General features: G+C 72.4%; 21 protein-coding genes and 1 tRNA gene. 7 read left to right on the forward strand and 15 right to left on the reverse strand.

Annotation, left to right across the window (positions count from 1 at the left end; genetic code table 11):
- The first annotated feature begins 20 nt into the window (after positions 1-20).
- Positions 21-572 (forward strand): DUF309 domain-containing protein, encoded by a 552-nt coding sequence (locus Aut01nite_RS22690; RefSeq protein WP_236643016.1) that lies wholly within the window; start codon positions 21-23, stop codon positions 570-572.
- Here the strand turns inward: Aut01nite_RS22690 and Aut01nite_RS22695 are convergent.
- The 4 genes from Aut01nite_RS22695 to Aut01nite_RS22710 form a co-directional block, all read right to left on the reverse strand.
- A complete protein-coding gene (locus Aut01nite_RS22695; RefSeq protein WP_052164284.1) occupies positions 557-1,516 on the reverse strand; it encodes an NAD-dependent epimerase/dehydratase family protein in 960 nt (319 codons plus the stop codon). The two genes, Aut01nite_RS22690 and Aut01nite_RS22695, sit on opposite strands and share 16 nt — an antisense overlap.
- Positions 1,517-1,572: 56 nt before the next feature.
- Positions 1,573-3,063 carry a cellulase family glycosylhydrolase gene (locus tag Aut01nite_RS22700; protein ID WP_043529905.1) on the reverse strand — a complete coding sequence of 497 codons (1,491 nt, stop codon included), beginning with the start codon at positions 3,061-3,063 and terminating at the stop codon, positions 1,573-1,575.
- Between the two features lie 181 nt (positions 3,064-3,244).
- The gene (locus Aut01nite_RS22705; RefSeq protein WP_043529907.1) at positions 3,245-4,072 is read right to left on the reverse strand and encodes a patatin-like phospholipase family protein; all 828 of its coding nucleotides are present in this window, start codon (positions 4,070-4,072) and stop codon (positions 3,245-3,247) included.
- Positions 4,073-4,168: 96 nt separating this feature from the next.
- A complete protein-coding gene (locus Aut01nite_RS22710; protein ID WP_043529909.1) occupies positions 4,169-4,474 on the reverse strand; it encodes a hypothetical protein in 306 nt (101 codons plus the stop codon).
- Positions 4,475-4,662: 188 nt separating this feature from the next.
- Here Aut01nite_RS22710 and Aut01nite_RS22715 point away from each other — a divergent pair.
- Both Aut01nite_RS22715 and Aut01nite_RS22720 read left to right on the forward strand, forming a co-directional pair.
- A tRNA-Glu gene (locus tag Aut01nite_RS22715) sits at positions 4,663-4,737 on the forward strand.
- Positions 4,738-4,785: 48 nt separating this feature from the next.
- Positions 4,786-6,357: a hypothetical protein gene (locus tag Aut01nite_RS22720; RefSeq protein ID WP_043529911.1), complete on the forward strand. Its 1,572-nt coding sequence runs from the start codon at positions 4,786-4,788 to the stop codon at positions 6,355-6,357.
- Between the two features lie 156 nt (positions 6,358-6,513).
- Here Aut01nite_RS22720 and Aut01nite_RS22725 read toward each other — a convergent pair whose 3' ends face one another.
- The 4 genes from Aut01nite_RS22725 to Aut01nite_RS22740 all read right to left on the reverse strand — a co-directional run bounded on the left by Aut01nite_RS22725 (position 6,514) and on the right by Aut01nite_RS22740 (position 9,875).
- Positions 6,514-6,993: an SRPBCC family protein gene (locus Aut01nite_RS22725; protein ID WP_043529914.1), complete on the reverse strand. Its 480-nt coding sequence runs from the start codon at positions 6,991-6,993 to the stop codon at positions 6,514-6,516.
- Positions 6,990-7,427, reverse strand: coding sequence for a metalloregulator ArsR/SmtB family transcription factor (locus tag Aut01nite_RS22730; protein WP_083999664.1), 438 nt, complete (start codon positions 7,425-7,427; stop codon positions 6,990-6,992). Before Aut01nite_RS22730 ends, Aut01nite_RS22725 begins: the two co-directional genes overlap by 4 nt.
- Before the next feature lie 67 nt (positions 7,428-7,494).
- On the reverse strand, positions 7,495-8,769 hold the full coding sequence (locus tag Aut01nite_RS22735) for a hypothetical protein (RefSeq protein WP_043529916.1): 1,275 nt from the start codon (positions 8,767-8,769) through the stop codon (positions 7,495-7,497).
- 170 nt (positions 8,770-8,939) lie between these two features.
- On the reverse strand, positions 8,940-9,875 hold the full coding sequence (locus tag Aut01nite_RS22740) for an AEC family transporter (protein WP_236643017.1): 936 nt from the start codon (positions 9,873-9,875) through the stop codon (positions 8,940-8,942).
- A 30-nt stretch (positions 9,876-9,905) separates the two neighbouring features.
- On the opposite strand from Aut01nite_RS22740, the gene Aut01nite_RS22745 reads away from it, so the two are divergent.
- The gene (locus Aut01nite_RS22745; RefSeq protein WP_043529920.1) at positions 9,906-10,421 is read left to right on the forward strand and encodes a hypothetical protein; all 516 of its coding nucleotides are present in this window, start codon (positions 9,906-9,908) and stop codon (positions 10,419-10,421) included.
- A gap of 172 nt (positions 10,422-10,593) precedes the next feature.
- Here Aut01nite_RS22745 and Aut01nite_RS22750 read toward each other — a convergent pair whose 3' ends face one another.
- The gene (locus Aut01nite_RS22750; RefSeq protein ID WP_043529922.1) at positions 10,594-11,325 is read right to left on the reverse strand and encodes a TetR/AcrR family transcriptional regulator; all 732 of its coding nucleotides are present in this window, start codon (positions 11,323-11,325) and stop codon (positions 10,594-10,596) included.
- A gap of 81 nt (positions 11,326-11,406) precedes the next feature.
- Here Aut01nite_RS22750 and Aut01nite_RS22755 point away from each other — a divergent pair, with 81 nt between their 5' ends.
- Positions 11,407-12,144 (forward strand): SDR family oxidoreductase, encoded by a 738-nt coding sequence (locus tag Aut01nite_RS22755; protein WP_043529923.1) that lies wholly within the window; start codon positions 11,407-11,409, stop codon positions 12,142-12,144.
- 7 nt (positions 12,145-12,151) lie between these two features.
- Here Aut01nite_RS22755 and Aut01nite_RS22760 read toward each other — a convergent pair whose 3' ends face one another.
- Complete coding sequence (locus tag Aut01nite_RS22760) at positions 12,152-13,516, reverse strand: FUSC family protein (RefSeq protein ID WP_052164285.1); 1,365 nt, start codon at positions 13,514-13,516, stop codon at positions 12,152-12,154.
- A gap of 593 nt (positions 13,517-14,109) precedes the next feature.
- Positions 14,110-14,721, reverse strand: a complete 612-nt coding sequence (locus Aut01nite_RS22765) for a hypothetical protein (protein ID WP_043529925.1) — start codon at positions 14,719-14,721, stop codon at positions 14,110-14,112.
- Between Aut01nite_RS22765 and Aut01nite_RS22770 the strand changes: the two genes are divergently transcribed.
- A complete protein-coding gene (locus Aut01nite_RS22770) occupies positions 14,720-14,863 on the forward strand; it encodes a hypothetical protein (RefSeq protein ID WP_161790718.1) in 144 nt (47 codons plus the stop codon). The genes Aut01nite_RS22765 and Aut01nite_RS22770 overlap by 2 nt on opposite strands.
- A 1,426-nt stretch (positions 14,864-16,289) precedes the next feature.
- Here Aut01nite_RS22770 and Aut01nite_RS22775 read toward each other — a convergent pair.
- Positions 16,290-18,317, reverse strand: a complete 2,028-nt coding sequence (locus Aut01nite_RS22775) for an ATP-binding protein (protein WP_152628969.1) — start codon at positions 18,315-18,317, stop codon at positions 16,290-16,292.
- Positions 18,318-18,861: 544 nt separating this feature from the next.
- Here Aut01nite_RS22775 and Aut01nite_RS22780 point away from each other — a divergent pair.
- Positions 18,862-19,872 carry an iron-containing redox enzyme family protein gene (locus tag Aut01nite_RS22780; RefSeq protein ID WP_043529927.1) on the forward strand — a complete coding sequence of 337 codons (1,011 nt, stop codon included), beginning with the start codon at positions 18,862-18,864 and terminating at the stop codon, positions 19,870-19,872.
- Here Aut01nite_RS22780 and Aut01nite_RS22785 read toward each other — a convergent pair.
- The 3 genes from Aut01nite_RS22785 to Aut01nite_RS22795 form a co-directional block, all read right to left on the reverse strand.
- Positions 19,855-20,106 carry a CDGSH iron-sulfur domain-containing protein gene (locus Aut01nite_RS22785; RefSeq protein WP_043529956.1) on the reverse strand — a complete coding sequence of 84 codons (252 nt, stop codon included), beginning with the start codon at positions 20,104-20,106 and terminating at the stop codon, positions 19,855-19,857. The genes Aut01nite_RS22780 and Aut01nite_RS22785 overlap by 18 nt on opposite strands.
- Positions 20,107-20,594: 488 nt before the next feature.
- Positions 20,595-21,734: a carboxylate-amine ligase gene (locus Aut01nite_RS22790; protein WP_268871730.1), complete on the reverse strand. Its 1,140-nt coding sequence runs from the start codon at positions 21,732-21,734 to the stop codon at positions 20,595-20,597.
- Between the two features lie 64 nt (positions 21,735-21,798).
- Positions 21,799-22,773 (reverse strand): methyltransferase, encoded by a 975-nt coding sequence (locus tag Aut01nite_RS22795; RefSeq protein WP_236643018.1) that lies wholly within the window; start codon positions 22,771-22,773, stop codon positions 21,799-21,801.
- Positions 22,774-22,799: the final 26 nt, after the last annotated feature.

Here is a 22,799-nt window from a genome sequence, read left to right on the forward strand (position 1 = left end):
TGAGCCGTTACCGTGGTGCCGTGTACGAGACGAGCGGTCCGACCTCCTCCGGCCAGCCGAGCGACATGCCGGCCGGGGAAGCCGGTGGTGTGGTGCGCGACCGGGACGCCGGGGGCCGGGCGAAGAACGCCCGCCCGCGTGACGGTCTGGGCCGGCCGCTGCCCCGGGGCATGACCGGGATCCCGACGACGCCCGAGGATCTGGTGCTGCCGCCGGCGGAGGCGCTGCGGGAAGCGGGCCGGCTGCTCGGGGAGGGGCGGCCGTTCCACGCGCACGAGGTCCTCGAGGGCACCTGGAAGGCGGCCGGCGACGACGAGCGGGAGCTGTGGCGGGGGCTCGCGCAGCTGGCGGTCGGTATCACCCACGCCCGCCGCGGCAACGCGACCGGTGCGATCAGCCTGCTCACCCGGGCCGCGGACCGGATCGAGCCGTTCGGCCCGGACGCTCCGCACGATGTCGCCGTGCCGGGTCTGGTGGCCTGGGCCCGTGGCACGATCGCCCGTCTCGAAGCGGGCACGCCGATCGCCGCGGCCGAGTTCGCACCGGCGCTGGTGGTTCAGACCAGGCCCTGAGCGCGCAGCCATCGGCCGGTGCGCGACATGCCCTCGGTCAGGTCGATCGCCGGTTCATAGCCGAGCAGGTGGCGGGCCTTGGCAATGGAGTAGGTGCCGGTACGGGCGAAGTAGCGCATCGAGATCGCGTTGACCTCGGTGGGGCCGCCGGTCAGCCGGATCGCGCGGCCCATCGCTTCGGCCACCGCCACCGCGGCCGCCGTCGGGGCCACCAGCGGGCCGCGTCTGCCCAGCATCCGGTAGTAGTGGCCGAAGAACTCGCGGCACGGCACGCCGACCCCGCCGGTCAGGGTGAAGATCTGGCCGTCGGCCGGGGGAGACATGGCCAGTTCGAGACCGGTGACCAGGTCGTCGACGTAGACCGGGCTGAACACCCCGTTGCCCATGGCCGGCAGCAGGAACCGGTTCTTCTTGATCAACTGGACCGGGAGCACGGTCCACGGGCGTGAGCCCGGCCCGTACACGTCACCGGGCCGCACGATGGTCGCCGCGATCTCGCCGGCCGCGTGGGCCTGCAGCACCACCTGTTCACCGGCGATCTTCGTGTCGACGTACGGGTTGCCGTCCGGGCGCACCGGGTGGTCCTCGGTCACCCCGTCCGGGAAGCCCAGGTCGGAGAAGGCGCGGATGGACGACAGGTGCACGAACCGGGTGGCGCCCGCGCGCACCGCCGCGTCCAGCACCGTGCGGGTCCCGGCGACGTTGACCCGCCACTGGCCGTCCAGGCCGACCGCGTTCGACACCACCGCGGCCGTGTGCACGACCAGGTCGGCGCCGGTCATCGCCCGCTGCCACGGCCCGTCCGCCGTGATGTCGCCGGCGACGATCCCGCCGGCGTCGTCCGGGCGCAGATCCACCCCGCCGACGGTGTGCCCCGCGGCGCGCAGCCGGGCGGTCAGAGCCCGCGCGATGAACCCGCCCGCCCCGGTGATGAAGACCTTCACATTCAAGACCTTAATTGGGTACGGGTGAGCGCGCTCCTCCGTACACCGAGAAGGTCTCAAGAGACCGCCACGTCGTCGAACCAGACGGTGCCCTTGTTGTCGCCGGACTTGAGGTGCAACTGGACACCCGCGGCGCCGGCCGGGGCGGTGGCGTTCACGACCAGCTTCGTCCAGCTCGTGGTGCCGGCCGGCAGCCGGTTCGAGCTGTGCTGCCCGATCCACTCGCCGTCGGCGCCGAACCAGCTCAGCGTGATCTCCGTGGTCCCGGTCGCGGAAGCGCCGCGGGCGAACGCCTCGGCCCGCCACTTGTGTCCGGCCTGCACCGGGGTGATCGGGGAGGTGAGCAGCGACGGCAGCCCGGCGTCGGTCCGGCCGGTCCCGCTGAACCGCACCGCCTGCTTGCCGGTCCGGGCCGTCCCGGAGACGATCGTGGCCGCGCCGGCCCGGGTCAGGTTGGCCCGCCAGGGCGAGTTCCCGGTGGCCGCCTCGAAACTCAGGTCGAGCACGTTGTTCGGGGTGGCGCCGCGGGTCCACGCGTCGCGGACCACGGTGGCCGCGAGTTTCGGGGTGCCGTCGGCGCGGTGCAGGCCGAACCGGTACTGGGCGGGCTTCGTCGACACCGACGAGTTCTTCGGGATCGCCCCGGCCGCGAAGTCGGTGAGCGTCCACGGCGACACCGAGCCGACCTGCGCCTCACGGGCGGCCCGGAACACCCGGGCCAGGAACGCCGCCTGCTCGCCCTCGCTGTCCTCGGCGGTGCTCAGACCGGTCTCGCCGATCACGATCGGGGTCGGCGCGACCGCGGCCTGCGCCTTGCGGATCTCGGCGAGGGCCCGTTCCGAGGCGCCGTAGAAGTGGAAGTCGTAGTAGTCCAGCGGGGTTCCCGCGAGCGCCTTCTTGATCTTCGCCATGCCGGGGGAGCCGGTCGCGCCGTCCACCGACAGGGTCAGCGGCATGGTCGGGGCGGCGGCACGGACCGCCGGGATCAGCCGGCGCACCCAGGCGACGGCGGCGGCGTCACCGGGCTGGAACTCGTTCTTCAGCTCGACGGCGATCACCCGCGGGTCGGACGCGTACGGGGCGATGACCGCTTTCGCCCAGGCGATGCTGCGGGCGGCGTCGGAGTAGCCGTCCCACCAGTCGAACAGGGTCAGCTTGACGGTCATCCCGTGCTTGTCCGCGAGACCGACGAACTTCTGCAGGCGGTCGGCGTACACCCGCTGGGGCTGGGGGTAACCGAAAGCCTGCGGGAAGACGATGACCCGCACGTTGTCCGCGCCCAGCGCGGCGGCCTTCTTGAGGTCGGCGTCGATGCGGGTGGCGTCGAAACCGGTCCACATCGCCGACCAGGCGGCGTTCGAGGGGTAGTAGTTGATGCTCCTGGCGGTCCGCACCGCCGCCAGCCGGCCCGCGAGAGTCGGGGCGGCGCTCGCGGTGGCCGACGTCTTCACGGTGGCGCCGCCGGCGTGCGCGGGCGCCCACGGAAAAGCCGTGGCCAGCAGGAGCGCGGAGACCAGGACGGAAGCGCGGGAGCGGGCGCTGCGCATGGCGGGGGAGGCCTTTCTCGCCAGGTTGCATTTCCGGAACGCCTCTCTTTCGGCTTCCCGCCCGGCTGATGGCAGCGCTTCACTGAGTGCGACCGGGTTGCGGTTCGTTTCCTCGCCGGTACACCGGTCGCCGCAGGTCCTCCAGGACCACACCTCTTCTTTAGGACCACACCGCGCTTCTTTAGGACCACACCTCGCGCACCGCATCGGCGAGCGTCTCGGCCTGGCGCAGCCCGGCGCGGACCGAATCCGGTCGCCGGGCCGGGTCCATGAAGCTCTGCCCGAACGCCTCGATCGACGCCCGGTCCGGCTCGATCAGCAGCGTCCGGCCGGCGCCGGTCTCCGCCATCTCGGCGACGATCCGGTCCCGGCTGAGGAACGCCAGCGGCGCGATCACCACCAGGCGGTCCACGCCGGTGGCCAGATCGGCCCCGGCGCCGAAGCGCACCCCGCCGTCCATGTATCGGCGGTCCCCGATGGTGACCGGCGGCATCAGTCCCGGCACGGCACAGCTGGCCGCGACGGCGTGCAGCAGCGGCGCCCCGGAGTCCGCGTCGAGCACCACGTCCCGCCCGTCCGCGGTGTCCACGACCACCACCCGCAGCGCGCTCGACGGCCAGTCGCCGACCGGCAGCAGCGACCGCATCCGCGCCAGATAGCGCTCCTCGTCCGCAGTGGACGCGGCGAGCGCCATCGCTCCCACCTGGGCCCGCGCCTGCTGGGCCGGCACCGACGGGTCGGCCAGCACCGCCATCGCCGCCATCCAGTCGTCGTTGCCGGACCGGGGCGCGGCCTGCCGCGGGGCCACCTCGTGCTCCTGCCGGGCCACCGCCTGCTCCAGGTCCACACCGGCGGTGAGCAGGGTGCCGACCACCGAACCGGCCGAGGTGCCGATGACCGTGTCGGCGTCGCCGAGCGGGACACCGGCCCGCTGCAGCCCGCAGAGCAACCCGAGATGCCACGCGATGCCGGTCACGCCACCGCCGCCGAGAACCAGAGCCTTCTTCACGATCCGGAACGGTAGCGACCTCGCCCGTCCCGCGAAAGACCCGAGGGCTCATCTGGTGAACCACGCCTCGCACTTGGGTGGCCCACCAGATAAGCCCTAGGAGGTGGCCATCCGGATCAGGGCGTTGCCGCCGAGCAGCAGCACGTCCGCCCCGGCGACCAGAGCCATGCTGCGGTTGAGCAGGCGGGCGGCCAGTTCCGGGTCGGAGCCGGTGGTCAGGCCCCGGACGGCGTAGAAGATCGCCGCCAGGACCAGCGGGATGCCGCCGATCAGCAGGAGGCCGACCTGGCCCGGGGTCTTCCCGCCGATCACCAGCAGGGTCACCATCACCGTCGGCACGATGCCGAAGAACACCACGGCGAGTACCGCGTACCAGCGCAGCGGCCCGATCGAGTCAGCCATTGTCCACCTTTCAACCCGCAGGATCTTAGCCGTGCCCGGGGGCGGAACCGTTTGCCGGTGCCTGATGGCGCTTCTAGTCTTCGGTTCGGTTCCCGCCGCGCTCGCGAGAGGCGGCACTTTCGTAACGGATCGTCCTTGCCGGGGCATGAGAGCATCGAGCTGAATCCATCCGGCGAGACGCACCACCTGGCGCGGTGGACGTATTGGTAGAGTCGCCCGGCTTTCACCCGGGACATGTGCGGGTTCGAGTCCCGTCCGCGCTGCCCACCCGACGGATGGACTTCCCTGTGCAGTCCCTGAATACTCCGGAGATGCATGTGAATACGGGGGACAGCTCCGCTGGTCGACCTGCTGAAGTCGTCGTCGAACTGACCGAGGCAGAGGCCGTCACCGGCGCGCCGAAGACGATCGCGACACCGCCCGACGGCACGCCCGTCACGATCTACTTTCCACCGGGCGCCCGTGACGGCCTGGTGGTGAACGTGGACGTGCCGGTGGTCGACCCGGCCACCGGCACCACGTCCACCCGCCCCGTGGCCGTGGCCATCCGGGTGCTGCCCGGCGGCCCGGTTCCCGGTGTCCCCGTCTCCGGCGGCCCCGTTCCGGGTTTCCCGGTCTCCGGCGGCCCGGTCTCCGGCGGCCCGGTCTCCGGCGGCCCGGTCTCCGGCGGCCCGGTTCCGGGTTTCCCGGTCTCCGGCGGGCCCGTCTCCGGTGGACCGGTCCCCGGCGGCCACCCGCAGTACGGGCCGCCGGCGCCGCCCGGATATCCCCAGCCCGGATACCAGCAGCCGGGCTACCAGCAGCCCGGCTACCCGCCGCAGCCCGGGTACCCCCAGCCCGGCTTCCCGCCGCCCGGTTTCGCCGGGGCCACACCCGCGCCGAGCCGCTTCGGCACCCGCGCCAAGGTCGTCGCGGGCGCGCTGGGCGTCCTCCTGATCGGCGGTCTGTGCCTGGTGCCCACCCTGTTCCGGGACAGCAAGGCCGAGACCACCGGTGGCACCGGCACGACCACCAGCACCACGGACTCCGGCACGACCACCACCCCGCCGACCGAGCAGGCCGCCGCCCCCACGACGCCGCCGCTCGATCCCGCCGCCTTCCAGGCCGCGCTGAGCGCTTCCGACGGGAAGCTGTCCGCCGCGGTCAAGAGCCTCTACCAGGCCACCTCGCCGAAGGCCGTGGCCACCGCCGCCGACGCCCTGGCCGGGACGATCCGTACCGAGTCGTCCAATCTGTCCGGCCTGACGGCGCCGGACGGGGCCGGTTCCGCGCACCGTGACCTGGTCTCCGCCCTCGACGGCATGGAGCGTGAACTGTCCGCGGTCACCAGCGCCGCCGAGAGCCGAGAGGTGTGCACCGGTGGCGCCGCCAGCGCGTCGCTCAGCCGGGCCGGCGCGGCCGCGGACCTGCGCAGCGCGATCACCGCACTGGGCGCCGCCGACCCCGCTGCGAAATACCGCTTCGGCGCGTGGCTGCAGGGGGTCACCAAGGATCAGAACCGGCGCAAGCCGAACGCGACCTACCTGTCCCGGACCACCGGCGGCAGCGGCCAGCTCAAGGTGGACAACGGCAACTCGACGGACACCGTGGTCAACCTGGTGAAGCCGGGCACCAGGAAGCCGGCGGTCTCGGTCTACATCCACGGCCGGCAGAAGGTCACCACCAGCCGGATCAAGGACGGCACGTACCAGATCTTCATCGCGTCCGGCTCGGACTGGGACGGCAAGCGTTTCACCCGGAACTGCTCGTTCAGCAAGTTCGACGACAGCTTCGCCTTCCGCACCACCTCCCGGCAGTTCACGATCTGGGAGATCAGCCTCAAGGAGACGCTGGGCGGCAACGCGTCCTCGTCCGACGTGGACCCGGACGCGTTCCCGAGCTGACGCGTCGCCCGGTCAGGTCCGGGGCGGGAACTCCGCGGCCGGCTTCGGTTCGCCGAAGCGCGTGACGGCCGGGATCCCGTCCCCGGCGACCGTCGACATCGCCGGGGCGTACGGCTCGCCGCGGAACCACACCACCGCGGCGGGCCGGGAGGCGGGTCAGCGCTGGGCGTCGAAGTGCTCCTTCATGGCGGGGAAGTAGTCGCCGAAGTCCGGGGCGGGCCGGCCGTCGCGGGCGGCGACCAGCGCATCGAGGTAGAACTCCCAGCCGGGGCCGACCTCGCCGAGACTCTCGGTGCCGGTCAGGTGCTGGGTGAAGCGGAGCTCGGTGACGCCGTCGCTCTCGGACAGGGTCAGGTCGAGGTGCCAGGCGCCGTAGTCGTCGACGGCGGACAGGGCCAGCCGGCGTGGCGGCTCGCAGGCGTCGATCGTCATGTCCATCCAGGGTTTGCCCTCCTCGAGCGCCATCTGCACCTTGATGGTGTGGCCGGGGGCCGCGTCGCCCTGCCAGGGGCCGAACCAGCGGGCGGTGTGTTCGGATTCGGTCACGCTGGCCCAGACGTCGTCGATGGGCGCCTGGAACGTCCGAGTGAGGACGAGGGCGTCGCCGAACAGGCGGCCGGTGGGCGTGGGGCTCATGCTGTCTCCTCCGTCAATGGCTTCACTTCTGCGAGCCGATCTCCCGCGAGCCGATCCCCGCCGAGCCGATCTCGGGCTCCGGCGAGCCCTTCTTTCGCGAGCCGTTCTCCCGCCAGCCGGGAACGGCGGGTGCGGTGGACCTCGGTCTCCAGGGCGTCGAAGTGGTGCTGCCAGCCGGACGGGCGGGTCAGCCGGCCCAGCCAGCCGGTCAGCTCCTCCAACGGCCCGGTGTCCAGGGTGTAGACCCGGCGGCGGCCGTCAGCGGTGTCGTGGACCAGGCCCGCGTCGCGCAGCACTCGCAGGTGACGGCTGACGGCGGGCCGGCTGATCGAGAACCGGCCGGCGATCTGGCCGGCGGTCAGCGTCTCGTCGCGCAGCATCAGCAGGATCTCCCGCCGCACCGGATCGGCGAGCGCGCCGGCCACCTCGTCCACGCCGAAAGCGTAACCCATGGGTTACGCTTTCGGTGAGAATCGGAGGGCATTCCGGGGGTACGCATCGTCAGCGGGGCTCGCCGAGACCTCCGGTCAGGCGCGCGGGCTCGTACCGGGCGAAGCGCCCCTGATCGCCGAGCGCGGCGGAGGCGGTGTTGAGCGCCTCCGGTGACACCGCATCCCACCGCCCGGTGTCGATGCGGCGTTCCAGTGCGTGCAGGGCCGCGATCGACTCGCCCGGCCGGAACGCGCAGTGCCCGGTGGCGTCCACATAGGCCTGCCGCAGCAACCCGCCGCTCCCGGCCCGCCGGACCAGCTTGCCGTACCAGTTCTCCTGCTCGACCGGCACGAGCTGGTCGACGGTGGTGTGGATGGTGAGTTCCGGCACGCCGAGCCGGCCGGTCGGCATGGACGTGCGGGCCAGCGTGACGACCGCGCCGCGATCGGCGGTGATGTCCGCGTCCCGGGTCAGGGTCCGCAGATCGGCGGCGAGGTCGAGTCCGGCGTCGCGGTAGCGGGCGCGGACCTCGGCGGCCCGCGGGCTGCTGTGCAGCAGGGCGCTGAAGTCGACACCCCGGGTGGCGGAGCTGTTGCCGCCGGCGGCGAGTTCCACCTGTTGCCGGGCCGGCATCACGAACTGCAGCGGGGGAGCGGTGCCGGGATCGTTGAGCAGCGCCGAGCCGAGCGCGATCCGGGCCCGCCCGGCCGGTGTCGCCCGGGCCTCGGTGACCACGGCGGACAGTGCCGATGCGGCGGCCGACGCCTCGGCCGCGTCGGCGTACCGGACCAGCGGGATGTCCTGGTCCGGGGCGAGCAGGCGGGCCAGGGCGTACTCGCCGAAGAGCTGGTAGTCGTTGAGGTTCAGCGCGCCCGCGACCAGCCCGCAGGTGGTCAGCGCGCCATCGATCAGACCGCGCGGGCGCTGCGCTTCGAGGGCGCTGACCAGCCCGCCCATCGAGGTGCCCCAGGCGATCGTGCGGCGGGCCGCGCCGGTGATCCGCTCGACGGCGTGCAGGGTCGCGAACTGGTCGTCGACGGCGGTGGCGAGCGCCCACAGCGACGGCCCGGAGTAGGAGGAACCGGCCAGCGCGTAACCCTGTGCGAGCAGTGCGGCCCTGGTCTCCGGGTTCGGCGCGTTCTGCGGCACGAGCGGCCCGAACCCGTGGCTGTAGAGGATCAGCGTGCCGTTCCAGGGGTCCGGGACGTCGGCGATCCAGGTGGCGCCGCTGCCGAGGGTGCCGGAGTAGCTGCCGGCGACGGCGTGTGCGGGCGTGGCCGGTGCGGTCAGCGCGGCGGCTGCGCACGTCACCAGCGTGGCGAGAAACGTTGCGATCCTGCGCATGAACGCACCATGACATGCATGTGCATCGATGTACAGGTCTGTGTCGGCCACCGATGCGGGTCACGGCGACCAGGACGGCCGCGTAACCGGGGTCGCGCAGCCGGCCCGACCGGTGCAGGCCGTCGAGGCGACCGCGCAGATCGGAGCCTCGGACACCCGCTGATGGGTGACTACGTCAGGAGGACCGCCGCGGCGGTCATGGCGAGCGCGGACAGCGGTGTGGACAGCGCGACCACGTCCCGGGCCAGGCCCTCCGCGGCGCGGTAGCGCAGCGCGAACACGAACACGTTCTGGGCCGCGGGCAGCGCCGCCGTCACCACCGCGACGAACACCTGGTCCGGGGTGAGACCGAGAAGGAAACGCCCGATCAGGTACGCCAGGACGGGCTGGACCACGACCTTGCATGCGACCGCGAGGTACCGGTCCGGCGCGTCCGGCCCGGTCCGCAACGGCCGCGCGCCCGGCAACGACATCCCGAAGGCGAGCAGCGCGGCCGGCACCGCCGCCGCGCCGATCAACTCGAACGGCTCCAGCAGCAGGTCCGGCGGGGTCCATCCGGAGGCCGCGACCGCGATGCCGGCCGCCGACCCGATCATGATCGGGTTGCGGGCGGGGAGCAGCGCCAGCCGGCGCGGGGACGGGCGGCCCTCCCCGCCGGCCAGATCCAGCACGGCCAGCGCGAACGGCGCCGCGAGCAGGACCTGGAAGAGCAGCACCGGTACGACGAGCGACACGTCCCCGAGAACGTACGCCGCGATCGCCAGCCCCATGTTGCCGGCGTTGACATAGGAAGCCCCGAGCGCGCCGATCGTGACGGTACGGGCGCCCCGCTTCCACAACAGCCGCGCCACCAGCGTGTAGAGCACCGCGACCACGATCGTCGACGCCACGAACGCCACCGATGCGCCGGTGACGATACGGTCCAGGCTGGTCCGGCTCAGCGTGGTGAACAGCAGCGCCGGCGTCGCCACCGAGAACACCAGATTCGCGAGCACCTGCGGCGCCTGCTCGCCGAGGACCCGGAACCGGGCCAGCACGTAGCCGACGGCCGCCAGCGCCCAGATCGTGGTGAACCCGCTGAGCACCCCCGCCATTCGATCGATCATGCCCGTCGGCGTGCCGCTACCCTAGAAAGTGTGATCGACAACGTGCATCCCACCCGGACCGTCCACGTCGGCACCCGGGTCGTCGAGATCGACGAGCTGCTGGCGCCGCTGATCGAGACGCTGTGGGGCGCCGGGCTCGACACGTGGACCTGCTGCCAGGACGCCGGCGAGAGCAACGTCAGCTGGGTGGAGCGGCTTCCGCACATGGCCGACTACGTCGAGCGCCGCCGGGGCTGGGCGTTCGTCGACTTCCCGATCGACGACGGCCTGCGGTTCCTCGACCTGGTCGCGCAGGGCGGCCCGCGGGACGCGTTCTATCTGCGGACGGCGCACTGGGCCGCGCCGGACGCCTGGGATGTGAAGATCAAGCCGATGGACCGGGCGCTGTTCGAGCCCGCGCAACCGTCGTCGTTCGGGCTGCGGCTGCTTCAGGTGTGCTTCCCGGTCACCGACCTGCCGGAGCTGGAGGCACGGCTGGCCCGCTCGCTGGCCGGTGACCCGGTGCCGCCGGGCCCGATCGACCGCAGCTCGCTCAACCAGGACTGACCGGCCGGTCGCTTCTCCGGTTCTTCACCTCCGGTTCTTCACCTCCGGTTCTTCACCTCCGGCGCGGAGCCGGCGGGTCGCCTCACCTTGGGCGCGGAGCCGGCGGGTCGCCTCACCTTGGGCGCGGAGCCGGCGGGTCGCCTCACCTCCGGCGCGAAGCCGGCGGGTCGCCTCACCTTCGGCGTGGAGCCGGCCGGTCGCCGAGACGTTCCAGCCAGCGGTCCAGGAGAGCCGTCTCGGCCGTTTCCAGCGCGCGGGTGCCGGTCAGCGCCAGCCGGGCACGCAGCTGCCGGGCGGCGGCGCCGACCGGATCCGGGGTGTCGGCGGCGGCCGGGGTGGTCAGCACGGCGGCGAAGACGGCGTCGCGCATCCGGTGCGACAGGGCCGGGTCGTCGAAGAGGGCCGGCTGGGCGATGTGGCTGAGTGCGACGCCGACGTTCGCCGGCAGGATCAGCTGCGCGGCCAGGCGCGGAGTGGTGACCAGGGCGCCGGCGGCGGCGCACCGAGTCAGGCTCGCCTCGAGCAATTCCATGATCCGGTGGTGGGCGGTGGCGGCGGACCGGGGCCGGGGCGCGAACATCAGCTGGTACAGCGCGGGTTCGGCGGCGGCGAACGACATGTGGTCGTCCCAGCCGGTGTGCAGATCGGCGACCGGGTCGTCGGTGATCGCCAGGGCGGCCTTACGGTCCGCGTACCGCTGGAAGCCCTGATCGGCGACCGCATCGAGAAGTCCTCGCTTGTCGCCGAACAGCCGGTAGAGGACCGGCTGGGTGACGCCGACCTCCTCGCAGACCGCACGGGTTGCGATGTCGCCGTCGGCGGAGGCGGCGAGCTGCCGCCCGGCGGCCTCGATCAGCGCGGCACGAGCGGTGACGTCCTCGGAAGGTCTGCGGCGCCGGTCCATGAAGCGATGATACGCGGCTACGCTAGCGACGATTCGATATCAGTGCTACGGTCAGTTGGTAACGACGATAATGGAGTGGGAATGACCGAGCATCAGCGTGTCGCCGTCGTCACCGGAGCGTCCCGGGGCATCGGCCGGTCCATCGCGATCGCCCTGGCCGCGGCCGGGCAGGCCGTCGTCGTCGGATATGCCGGCAACGAGCAGGCCGCGCGAGAGGTCGTCGCCGAGGTGACCGCGGCCGGCGGGCAGGCCGTCGCGGCGCGGGCCGACGTGGCCGACGAAAAGCAGGTCGCGGCCATGTTCGACACCGCGGCCGAGACCTTCGGCGGCGTCGACGTGGTGGTCAACTCCGCCGGGCGGATGGCCCTGTCCACCATCGCCGACCTGGACCTCGACGACCTCGACGCGATGCACCGCACCAACATCCGGGGCACGTTCGTGGTCGCCCGCGAGGCTGCCCGCCGGGTCCGGTCCGGTGGCGCGATCGTCGCCCTGTCCACCTCGATCACCGGCTTGCAGCTGCCGACCTACGGCGCCTATGCCGCGAGTAAGGGCGCAGTCGAGGCGATGATCCTCATCCTGGCCCGTGAGCTGCGCGGACGCGACATCACGGTGAACGCGGTGGCCCCCGGCCCGACCGCCACCGAGCTGTTCCTGACCGGCAAGGACGCCGCGACCATCGACCGGATGGCCAAGCAGCCGCCGCTCGAGCGCCTCGGCGCCCCGTCCGACATCGCCGGCGTGGTCGCCTTCCTCACCGGCCCGGCCGGCCGCTGGGTCAACGGTCAGACCCTCCGCGCCAACGGCGGCATCATCTGACCCGAGATCAAACCCGCTTGCGGGTCCGGGTGAACGCGCGCCGCTTCAACGTCCCGTGCGAGTTGACGACCTTCCGTTCCCAGATCAGCCGCACCGCGGGCAGCACCTCGGAGACCGCCGGAATGCCGGCCGCCGGCTCGCGCAGGCCCACCGCGAGGGCCGGCGCCGACCGTTCCAGCGACCCGGTCATCCGGTCGATGTCGGTGATGATCGACCCGGTCAGCACCAGCACCCCGGTGTCGTCCACCTCGGTACGCACCTGCCGCAGCGTGCGCTTGCGTTCCTCGCGCAGATTGTCCAGCAGCTCGTACAGGTGGCAGGTGTCCTCAAGCACGTCGGCCCGCGGGTCCGCGACCAGCTGCGCGTGCGCGGCGAAGGCCTCCGAAGCGGCGATGAGCACCTGACCGATCTGCGCCGGCACATCCGGTGATCCCGGAGTGGCGACCGCGTCGAACATCGATCGGGCCACCGAGTTGACCTGGTGAACCCCGTGCTTCAAAGCGCGGGCGGTCTGCTCCAGCCGCATCACCCGCGTCGCCGAGGTGGTCAGCGACCAGCGGGCATGCTGGACCAGTTCCTCGACCGCGTCGGAGGCCTCGGCGAACTCCTCGTCCAGTTCCCGCGAACGGGCCAGCCATTCGGTGGCCTGCTCCCGGCTGTAACCGTCACCCACCCCGGCGCCGAGCCGCCGGAGCAGCCGGGCGATCTCCGATGACAGCTCGGCCAGCTTCCACCGCGCCCGCTCCAGCGGAGTCATCCCGCTGACCAGCGGCGAGAGGATCACCCCGACGACGATCCCGAGTACGGTCGCGGCAACCCGCTGCCACACGAACGTCTCGGTGACCGCCGTACCCCCGACCAGGATGGCGAGCGACGTCAACGGCACCGTCGCCGAGCTGTCCCCGAGCCGGATCAACCGCCCCGCCGCCAGCCCACCCCCGGCGATCAGCGCGATCGTCCACGGCGTGGTGCCGAACGCCCCCCACACCATCACCGCGAAACCGATCCCGGCCAGGGTGCCGACCAGCCGCTGCGTGCCCTCCCGGACCGACGCGTGCGAACTCATCTGAATCGACAGTGTCGCCGAGATCGCCGCCGTCACCGGCCCGACCAGATGCAACGTCTCCGCCGCCGCCCACGCGATGCCCGCGGCCACCCCGGTGACGAGCACCTCCCGTACGGTGTCCGGCTCGACCCGCTGATGAAACGCCCGGGCCAGCCGCCGCAGCCGCGCGGGCAGATGCGGCCGTACCCGCCCGAGCGCCGCCCGGCAGGCCAGTTCGACAGTCGGTTTGACCTTGCGGCGCAGAAGCGTGGCGACCACCGCGCACAGCACGAGACCGAGAGCGACGGCGACAAGCGGCTGGGACAACGGAGCGGGCTTCCTCTTCGCGTCGAATTGCTATGTCGCAAAAGGTATTGCCAACAGCCCGCCGATAAGCGGAAATGCCGGAAATGTGACCGGCGTCGCCCCGCCCGGACGGTCACCCGTCCACACCTGCGCCCATGTTTCTGGTCCGGCCCGTTTCCGCTGTTCCTGCCCTCTCGCCCTGCTTGCACCGCGCTGTCGTCCCCCGTCCGTGGCTGAGTGCCGTTGCCGCCTGCTTGAGCCGCACCGTCATCCCATGTTCGTGTTCGTTCCTATCAACCGCCTTTGTGGTGCTATCGGGTCAGCTTTATCCGTTGAACTCCTGCGGGATGCTTACGGCCGTTTACCGGTTTCCTGTCCGTCCCGGGCGCTGCTGATACCTGCTCGGCCCATCTCCGCCTTTCTGATATCGCCCCTGCGTTTCCTCTCGTGTCCACCTCTCTGCCCGACTCGCCGCGCCCGTGCCGTGCCCGCGCATGCCGCGCCCCGCCTGTGCCGTGCCGTGCATGCCGCGCCGCGCCCGCGCCGACGGACGGCGCGGGCGCGGGATGGTTCGGAGCAGATATCGGTGCTGGTACTGGCGTGGGACTGCCGAATCAGATGGTGGTGTTGCGGCGCCGGGCTCGGGTGAGCCACAGCAGAAGCGTGCCGAGCAGGATCGCGCCCAGCCCGCTTGCCGCGACCACCAGCAGCGGGAGACTGTCGGACGGGCCGGTGGTCGGCAGGCTGGAGCCGGTGTCGTCGCTGGTAGTGGTGGCGGTCTTCGTGCCGGCGGTGGTACCGCCACTGGTCGTCCGGCTGCCCGCGTCGGTGCCGGTCTTCGTGGTGGCGCTGATGTTCTTCGTAGTAGCGCCGGTGTTCGGGTCAGTACCGGTACCCGGGCCGCTACCCGTACCGGCACCAGGGCCGGCACCAGGGGCGCTGTCGATGCCAGGGTCCGTACCGCTCGCCGGGATTCCGGCCGTGTCGCTGTCCGGGGCTTCCTCGATCACCTCGACCGTGGTCTCGGCTGTTGCGCCGGAGATGCGGCCGGTTGCCTGGAGTGTCGCGTTGCCCGCTCGGGTGAGGGGCACCTGGACGCTGAATCCGCCGTTGCCGTCCGCCGTCGTGGTGATGGCCGCGGCTGCGTCGGAGCCGGGCTGGGATGCCGCGGCCGCGTCGGTGCTCGAGTAGCGCACATCCACCGAGACGGTCTCGTTCGGCTGCATGCCGCTGCCGGAGAACGTGATGGTTCCACCCGGCTCGACCGTGCCGTCCGAGACGTCGGCGGACGGTGTCCCCGTCGACTGCGTGGTCGTCGCCGGCGCCTCCTTCGAAGGAGCCTCCGCGGGCGGAGTCGCTCCCGACTGAGTCGCTGCTGCCGGCGCCTCCTTCGAAGGAGCCTCCGCGGGCGGAGTCGCTCCCGACTGAGTCGCTGCTGCCGGCGTCTCCGCGGACGGAGCCTCCTCGGAAGGTGTTCCCTCGGACGAGGTCTCCTCGGCGGGCGCCTCCTCGGACGGTGCTTCTTCGGCCGCCGTCTCCTCGGATGCCGCTTCCTCGGCGGACGTTTCGTCCGCCGGTGTGCCGTCGGATGTCGCTTCGTCGGACTGCGCTTCGTCGGATGCCGCTTCCTCCGACGGTCCCTCCTCCGACGGTCCCTCCTCTGAGGGTCCCTCCTCCGACGGTCCCCCTTCGGAGGGCGCCTCTTCGGTGGATGCCTCCTCGGATGCCGCTTCGTCGGACTGCGTGTCCTCAGCGGGTGCTTCCTCCGCCGGAGCTTCCTCGGAGGGGTCCGTCGACGGTGCCGAATCCGTGAGCGCCCGAGTCGATGCCGAGTCCGCTGGACGGGGGACGGTCGGCGTTGCCGCAGCTGCCCCAGCCGGTGCCGACTGTTCCGAATCCGCTGCGGCCGGGGGCGACGGCGGTGCCGAAGGCGACGGTGAAGGGGGCGGTGGAGAGGGGGATGCGGATGGCGTCAGGGCGGGGTCGGCGAAGGCCGCCGCGGGTGCCAGCGCGATAGTGGCCGTCATGACCAGCGCGCTCATGATCCGATGACGAGGCATGGGGTCTCCCCGAAGGTTGGTGAGGAGAACACGTGACTGGCGCCTGGCTCGGATGTTGTCGTGCAGGTCCACACAGGCCTCCCGAACTGTGAATAATCCCCACGATATCGGCGTAAGCCCTTTAAACCGGAAAAACCAACTTTTTGTACGGGGCCGGCCCGGATCAGGTCCCGCCGGAGCGCGGCAAATCCGGGCCTCGGCCGCCCGTGAAGGCCGAAGCGCCCACGACCTCGAGCCGGACGGCGAGGTTGATAGCCCGCGGCCCGAAACCAGTACTGCTACGGCGGATCCCGGCATGGAGCGCTTCTAGGCCGGTTGCGGTTTCGTCCGGCTGGCTGTGGCTGCTGACTCAAGGTGTTCGAGTCAGCAGCCACAACCAGCCGGGGGTGACCGGGACGGGCATGCATGACCCGGACCGGGGAGACGGTCGTGAGGGGATGCCTGCCGTCGGCGCCGCGAGGCACGGGACGTTGCGTGGCCCGTACCGGAGCGTGGTGTGAGAGAAGCGCCGCGGACCGGAAGCGGGCAAACCGCCGTAGCATGCCGAAACGTCCGCGGTCCGGTGCGGCCGGAAGCCCTCGCGACAGCCGCGGCTTGGGGTCGGCGGAAGGGCAGAAGGTGGCTGCGGCCGGGCGCCGGCGGAGGCGGTGGCCTGGCGGAGGCGGGCGGTCGGCGGGGGCGGTGGGCTGGCGGAGGCGGGCGGTCGGCGGGGGCGGTGGGTTGGCGGGGTGGAGCTACGCGTGACGTGGCAGGCGGACGACGATGCGGGTGCCGGGGTGATGGGCCGGGTCCAGCGCGATCGTTCCGCCGTGTGCCGCGACCAGGCTGCGGGCCAGCGGCAGGCCCAGCCCGTGCCCGGGGATCGCGGTGTGCCGGGCGTTGCCGCCGCGGTGGAAGCGGGTGAACAGCTGTTCCCGGTCGTCGTCCGGGATGCCGATGCCGGTGTCGGTGACCACGAGTTCGATCACGTCCGGGTCGGTGTCGTCGGCGGTGATCCGGATGTCGCCGCCTTCGGGACTGTATTTGACGGCGTTGGACAGCAGTTGGTCGACGATCTGGCGGAACCGTTCCGGGTCGGCGTCCAGGGTGAGGGCGGGTGGCAGTTCGGTGTGCAGGCGCAGGCCGGCTTGCGGTTCGACGGCGGCGACGGCGGCGGCGACGACCGCGGTGAGGTCGGTACGGCACACTCGCAGCTGGAGGTGCCCGGTCTCGAGCGCCGACAGTTCGAGCAGGTCGTCGATGATCCGTTGCAGGTGCCCGACGTTGCGGTGGATGGCGCCGACCATCTGCTGCCGGTCCGGGTCGTCGGTCTCGTCGGCGAGCAGCGTGGTGTAGCTGATGATCGAGGTGAGCGGGGTCCGTAGTTCGTGCCCGACGAGGGTGAGGAAATCGTCGCGGGTGCGATCGAGCTGCATGGTCAGTTCTCGGCTGCGGCGGCGGGTCAGGAACTGCCCGAGCTGTCCGGCGAACCCGTCGACCAGGCCGGTGAGCAGGAACTCGTCGTATTCGCCGGTCGAGCTGAGGGTGGCCAGCACCCCGAGGACGCGGTCGCCGTCCCGGACCGGCACGGTGAGGCTGGCGCGCAGGCCGCGGGCCGCGGCGGCGTGTGCGAACGCGTACGCCGCGGGGGTCTCGGTGAATCGTGGCGCGGTGAGGTCCGGGATCCACAGCGGCTGCCCGGTCGCCCACACCAGGCCGGGCCCGGCGTCGCCGGGCGGGATCCGTTCGGGAACCAGATCGTCGACCTGGACGCCGGGGGCGCTCCAGTAGGCGGCGGTGCGCAGCACGTCGGCGACCTCGTCGACCAGGAACAACGCCACATGCGGCCAGTCCAGTGCCTGCCCGAGCGCGGCCAGCAGTTCGGGTGCGGCCTCTTCGAGGCTGTCCGCTTCGGCCAGCAGCCGGGACACCCGTAGTTCGCATTCGTGGAACCGTTCCCGGCGATGACGTTCGGTGACGTCGCTGACGGTGGCGACGGCGCCCAGCAGTCCGCCGTCGAGGCCGCGGATCGGTTCGCCGTTGGTCAGCGTGTACCGGTCGGGTGCGCCGGGCACGCGCAGCACCGCCTCGGCATCCCGCACGATCTCCCCGCCCAGGGCCCGGATCACCGCCATCTCGTCGGCGTCGACGAGCCGGCCGTCCGGGTGGTGCAGCCGCGTCCGGGCCGCCGCCATCGCCTCACCGGGGGTCAGGTCGTCGCCGAGGCCGCAGAAGCGGCGCAGGGTCCGGTTGAACAGCATCGGCTTCCGGTCGGCGTCGACGGCGACGACACCGACCTGGAGGCTGTCCAGCAGCCCGGCGAGGAAGCCCCGGTGCGGGTCCGGTCCGGGCTCCGGCGTTCCGGCGGACAGGGCCGGGCCGAACGCGGCGGCGATCTCGGCGAGGACTGTCAGGTCGGGTTCCGCCCAGGCGCGCGGGGTGGTGTCGAGCACCGTGATCGCGCCGAGCGGCTGCCGGTGTTCGTCGCGCAGCGGCACCCCGGCCAGCGAGCACAGGCCGAGCCCGGTCATCGGATGGCCGGTCAGGTCGGCGATGACGAGGGCGTCGCCGACCACGCCGGGGCCGCTCCACCGGGCGCCGGGCTCCGGGTGCGGTAGTCCGAACGTACCCAGGAAGCGTCCGTCGCCCGCACTGACCACCGCGACCGGCGCGCCGAGCAGCCGCGCCGCCATCCGGGCGATGGCGTCCCAGGACACCGAGACCATTCTTGCGGGGTACGGGGCGGGCAGCGCCGCCGCACGTGCCATCTCGGAGGTTGTCACGCCATCACCCCGCCTGGTTCCTCGGTCCCGGCAGCCGAACCGCCTGCCGAACAGGAATAACGGGCCACCGGCCCGGTCGTCGCATCCTCCGCATCGGCAACCGTTCCGTGTCGATGAGTTATTCGGGGCGGCCGTCCCGGGCGTGTCCGCCGGTTCAGCGCCGATGCGTTCGCCGCGCGACCTGTGGGGACTGCGGACGAAAACCCGCCCGCGACGGATTCACCCCTTCCACCCCTTCCGCGCGAGATCTTGTGAGTTTCGGGCGAACCGATTCACCACAACCTCACAAGATCGACAACCGGCGGGCAAGCAATCGGCCAGCAGGGTCCGCAGTGAGAACCAGGCGGACTCTTGTGGCTGGTCGTCCTGGCTGTCTCGCCGTCTCCGAGACAACGGTGAGAGCCAGCCGGGGTTTCAGCCTGGCCGCCGTGGGCCGGCCGACGCGGCCCGCACGTCCGGGGACGGATTCGCCTTCGGGGGGACTGTGTCCTCGACGGCCGCCCGCCCGCGTTTGATCGATGGTCGCCGGGGCATCCACCCGGCCATGAAGCTGCCCACCGCCCGCGGCCCCGTCTCGGAAGCCCTGATCACCGCACTCGCCCGCGCGCCGCACGACCTGGATCCGGGCCTCGCCGCCGGGTTCGGCCCGGCCGCCGGGGCGATCACCGACGAGGATCTGCAGCTGTCGCTGTTCGTGCTGTACGAGCTGGCGTACCGCGGATGGGACGGGGTCGACGACGCGTGGGAGTGGGAGCCGAGCCTGATCCGGGTGCGGACCGCGGCGGAGGAGCGGTTCGAGACGGCGTTGCGGTCGCTGACCGGGCCGTACGCCGATGTGGTCCCGCCGGAACCGGCCCCCGCGGACGTCGCCCGGACCCTGGTCGCGATCACCGAGTCCGACGACGGGCCGTCCCTGTCGAAGTACGTGCGTGGCCAGGCCACCCTGGAGCAGTTCCGCGAGTTCGCCACCCACCGCTCGATCTACCAGCTGCGGGAGGCCGACCCGCACACCTTCACGATCCCGCGGCTCGCCGGCGCGGCCAAGGCCGCCCTCATCGAGATCCAGATCGACGAGTACGGGTCCGGCCGGGTGCACCGCATGCACCAGGAACTGTTCAAGTCGACGATGACGTGGCTCGGGCTGGACATCACCTACGGCGGGTACGTCGACGCGGTTCCGGCCCTGACCCTGGCCACCAACAACGTGATGTCCCTGTTCGCCCTGCACCGGCGGCGGCGCGGGGCGCTCCTGGGGCACCTGGCGGCCTACGAGATGACGTCGACGGGACCCAACCGGGCGTACGGCAACGGTCTGCGCCGCCTCGGCGGGGACGCCGACGCCACCCGGTTCTACGACGAGCACGTCGAGGCGGACGCGGTGCACGAACAGGTCGCCGCCTACGACATGTGCGGCGCGTTCTGCGCCGCCGAGCCCGAACGCGCCGCCGACGTGCTCTTCGGCGCCCGGTGCGCGCTGGCCCTGGACTCGCTGTGGGCCGGCGCGGTCCTGGACGCCTGGGGGAGGGGCGAGAGTTCGCTACGCGGCTTCGTCTGAGCGCGGCGCGGGCGTCTGCCGCCCGGCCGCGGCCCGGAAACCGACCGCCTTGTGCGTGCCGTCGCAGAACGGCTTGATCGCCGACTTGCCGCACCGGCACAGGGCGACGGTGTCCCGGCCCGGATCGATCTCCGTGCCGTCCGGTGTGCGCAGCGTGAAATCGCCGCGCACCAGCAGCGGCCCGTTCTCGTAGACGACGACGCTGGCGCCCTGCTCGTGATCGCTTGCGGTCATGGGCGGGGGATGCCCGGCTTCGGCCCTCCGAAACGCCGCCCGGTCACCCGATCGGATCGGGTTCGCCCGCAGGATCATCACATCCGTTCCTGGCGATGTGGCGTCCACAAGAAACGCCGCGCCGCGGGTGGGAACGCCGCGCCGCGGGTGGGAACGCCGCGCCGCGGGTGGGAACGCCGCGCCGCGGGTGGGAAGGCCGCGCCCCGAGCCGGAAGGCCGCGCCCCGAGCGGGAACGCCGCGCCCCGAACGGGAACCCCGCGGGTTCCCCGAGCGCGAACCCCGCGTCCCGAGCGCGAACCCCGCGTCGCGAGCGGGACTCCGTGCTCGGGGAACCTGCGGGCGGCGCACAGGAGGCCGATCAGCGGTGGATGTGCCGCCTACGGCAGGACACGGCGCGGACCGTGGCCGAGAACGGGTGTGGTTCGGGCGCGATGAGCGGCCGAACCACCCTCCGGATCGGTCGGGCGGAGGGGCGGGAGCGCCGCCGTCACCGGTCGATGAGGGAGCCGTCCGGGACGCCGGTGAGGGCCAGGGCGGTGCGCAGGTCGCCGGAGCGGGCGAAGGCGTCGCGCTGGCGGGTGGCGCCGGGGCCTTCGGTGCGCAGCCGGGTCAGTTCGGCCTCGATCAGGGGCAGGTCGCCGCTGCGGGACAGGGCGGGGGTGACCGTGTGCATGAGGTCGCCCACCAGATCCCAGGCCGGCCGGGCCCGGCCCTGCCGCAGGTCCAGCAGGGTGCCACCGAGACCGGCGTGGGCGGCGTTCCAGTGGGCGGCGCGTACCAGGTGGCCCGGGATCTGCGGGGCGGCGTGGCCGGCGCCGATCCGGTCGACGGCGGTGGCGACCAGGGCCCGCGCGAGGCCGGCGAGCAGGACCGCGTCGCCGGTGGTCGGGCAGGTGTCGGCGACCCGGATCTCGACGGTGGGATAGCCGGCGGACGGGCGGGCGTGCCACAGGATCAGCGATGCGTCGAGCATCGCGCCGGAGGCGACCAGGAGCTCGACGGTACGGTCCAGGTCCTCCGCCGAGGCGAACCAGGGTGTCGGGCCGAGGGTGGGCCACCGGTCCAGCTGCATCGCCCGCCAGCTGGCGTGACCGGTGTCCCGGCCGTCGTGGAACGGCGAGTTCACCGTCAGCGCCTGGAGCACCGGCAGCCAGGGGCGCAGGTGGTTGCAGACCTGCACGGCCAGTTCCCGGTCGGGCACGCCGACGTGCACATGGCAGCCGCACACCGCCGGGTCGTCGACGACGGGGCCGTAGTGGTCGGCGATCGCCCGGAACCGTGGATCGTCGGTGACCGCCCGCTCCGGTTCGCCGACGGGGGTGGCGCCGACTGCGGCGAGCATGGCGCCCGCGGATCGGGCGGATCGGGCCGCGGCCGTTCGCAGCAGCCGCAGGTGGGAGCCGACCTCGTCGAGGCCGGTGCAGACCGGGGTGACCATCTCGATCATGCTGTGCCGGAATTCGCGGCGGCTCAGGTGCTGGACGTCGGCGGGCAACGCGGCCAGGACCGCGGGTGCGGCCGGCCGGTTCTCCATGGTCGCCGGGTCGAGGAGCAGGAACTCCTCCTCGACGCCGACGGTGAGCCGGGCGGTGTCCACCGCGCGTGCGGCGACGAGCGCGGCCCTCACCGCCGGTCCCCGCCGGCCGGCGCCGGGGTGGGGACCCGCACGGCCCTCCCGGCCGGAGAGCGGCTCACGACGGGCGGGTCGCGGTCAGCACCACCAGGGCGATGCGCTCGGCGTGGGCGTAGGCGGGGCCGTCCAGTTCCTCGCCGTAGGCGTCCGGGTCCACTTCGCGGTACGTCCATTCGAGGCCGGTGCCGGCCAGACGGGTTCGGGCGGCCTCGTGGAACGGATCGCGGCCGTCGGCGATGCCGGTGCCGGCGAAGAGGACCAGGGTGCCGCCGCCGGCGAGCCGCTCGGCGGCCGCGTCGAGGATGCGCAGGGACAGCTCGTGCCCGTTCGGGCCGCCGTCCCGGTAGGCCCGGCCGGCCGGATCGATCATGAACGGGGGATTCGAGATGATCAGGTCGAAGGTTCCGGTGACGCCGTCGAGGAGATCGCTGTGATGCGGCTGCACGTTGGGCGTACCCGCCAGAAGGATGTTGGAGCGGGCGAACCGCAACGCCGCCGCATTGATGTCCACCGCCAGCACCTCGGTGCCACGCAGCCGTTTCGCCACCGCGATCGCGCCGGCCGCCGTGCCGCAGCCGATGTCCACCGCCCGCCGCACCTGGTCCTGCCGGGCGGCGACGACGGCGAGAGCGGCGTCGGCCATCCGGTGGGTGTCCGGGCCGAAGAACACCGCGTCCGGCTCGGTCGTCGGGAACGGCGAGTGCACGAAGAGCTCGCCGTCGTAGGTGGAGTACCGGACCAGGCTGCGCCAGGTGTCGCCGTCCCGCTTCAGCACGCCGGCGACGTCCATCAGCTCGACGAAGCGGTCGGGCAGCAGGCCGCGGCCGAACGGGCGGTTCCAGCCGAAGACGCCGCGCAGGTCGGTGGCCCGCTCGTTGCCGGGGCGGTGGTTGATCCGTTCGTGGGTGGCCGGGGTGACGGTGGTGAACCGGTAACCGGCGGCCCGCAGGAGCTCGCCGAGCTCCACCAGCGCGGTGGCCTCGGTCGTTTCCGGGACGGTGATCGACATGGCGCCCGCATTCCCGGGATTCATCGTTTCAATCATCGAAATCACATGGT

Origin of the sequence: Actinoplanes utahensis, from assembly GCF_016862455.1 — a bacterium.
In the GTDB taxonomy this organism is placed as follows: domain Bacteria; phylum Actinomycetota; class Actinomycetes; order Mycobacteriales; family Micromonosporaceae; genus Actinoplanes; species Actinoplanes utahensis.

Bases quoted from the DNA above. Each gene is read 5' to 3' on its own strand.
- Aut01nite_RS22720 (WP_043529911.1), top strand. From the start codon at position 4,786: ATGCATGTGAATACGGGGGACAGCTCCGCTGGTCGACCTGCTGAAGTC.
- Aut01nite_RS22755 (WP_043529923.1), top strand. From the start codon at position 11,407: ATGACCGAGCATCAGCGTGTCGCCGTCGTCACCGGAGCGTCCCGGGGC.
- Aut01nite_RS22795 (WP_236643018.1), bottom strand. From the start codon at position 22,773: ATGAATCCCGGGAATGCGGGCGCCATGTCGATCACCGTCCCGGAAACG.
- Aut01nite_RS22785 (WP_043529956.1), bottom strand. From the start codon at position 20,106: ATGACCGCAAGCGATCACGAGCAGGGCGCCAGCGTCGTCGTCTACGAG.
- Aut01nite_RS22710 (WP_043529909.1), bottom strand. From the start codon at position 4,474: ATGGCTGACTCGATCGGGCCGCTGCGCTGGTACGCGGTACTCGCCGTG.
- Aut01nite_RS22770 (WP_161790718.1), top strand. From the start codon at position 14,720: ATGCCGCTGCCGGAGAACGTGATGGTTCCACCCGGCTCGACCGTGCCG.
- Aut01nite_RS22725 (WP_043529914.1), bottom strand. From the start codon at position 6,993: ATGAGCCCCACGCCCACCGGCCGCCTGTTCGGCGACGCCCTCGTCCTC.
- Aut01nite_RS22780 (WP_043529927.1), top strand. From the start codon at position 18,862: ATGAAGCTGCCCACCGCCCGCGGCCCCGTCTCGGAAGCCCTGATCACC.
- Aut01nite_RS22765 (WP_043529925.1), bottom strand. From the start codon at position 14,721: ATGCAGCCGAACGAGACCGTCTCGGTGGATGTGCGCTACTCGAGCACC.
- Aut01nite_RS22735 (WP_043529916.1), bottom strand. From the start codon at position 8,769: ATGCGCAGGATCGCAACGTTTCTCGCCACGCTGGTGACGTGCGCAGCC.
- Aut01nite_RS22750 (WP_043529922.1), bottom strand. From the start codon at position 11,325: ATGGACCGGCGCCGCAGACCTTCCGAGGACGTCACCGCTCGTGCCGCG.
- Aut01nite_RS22740 (WP_236643017.1), bottom strand. From the start codon at position 9,875: ATGATCGATCGAATGGCGGGGGTGCTCAGCGGGTTCACCACGATCTGG.
- Aut01nite_RS22700 (WP_043529905.1), bottom strand. From the start codon at position 3,063: ATGCGCAGCGCCCGCTCCCGCGCTTCCGTCCTGGTCTCCGCGCTCCTG.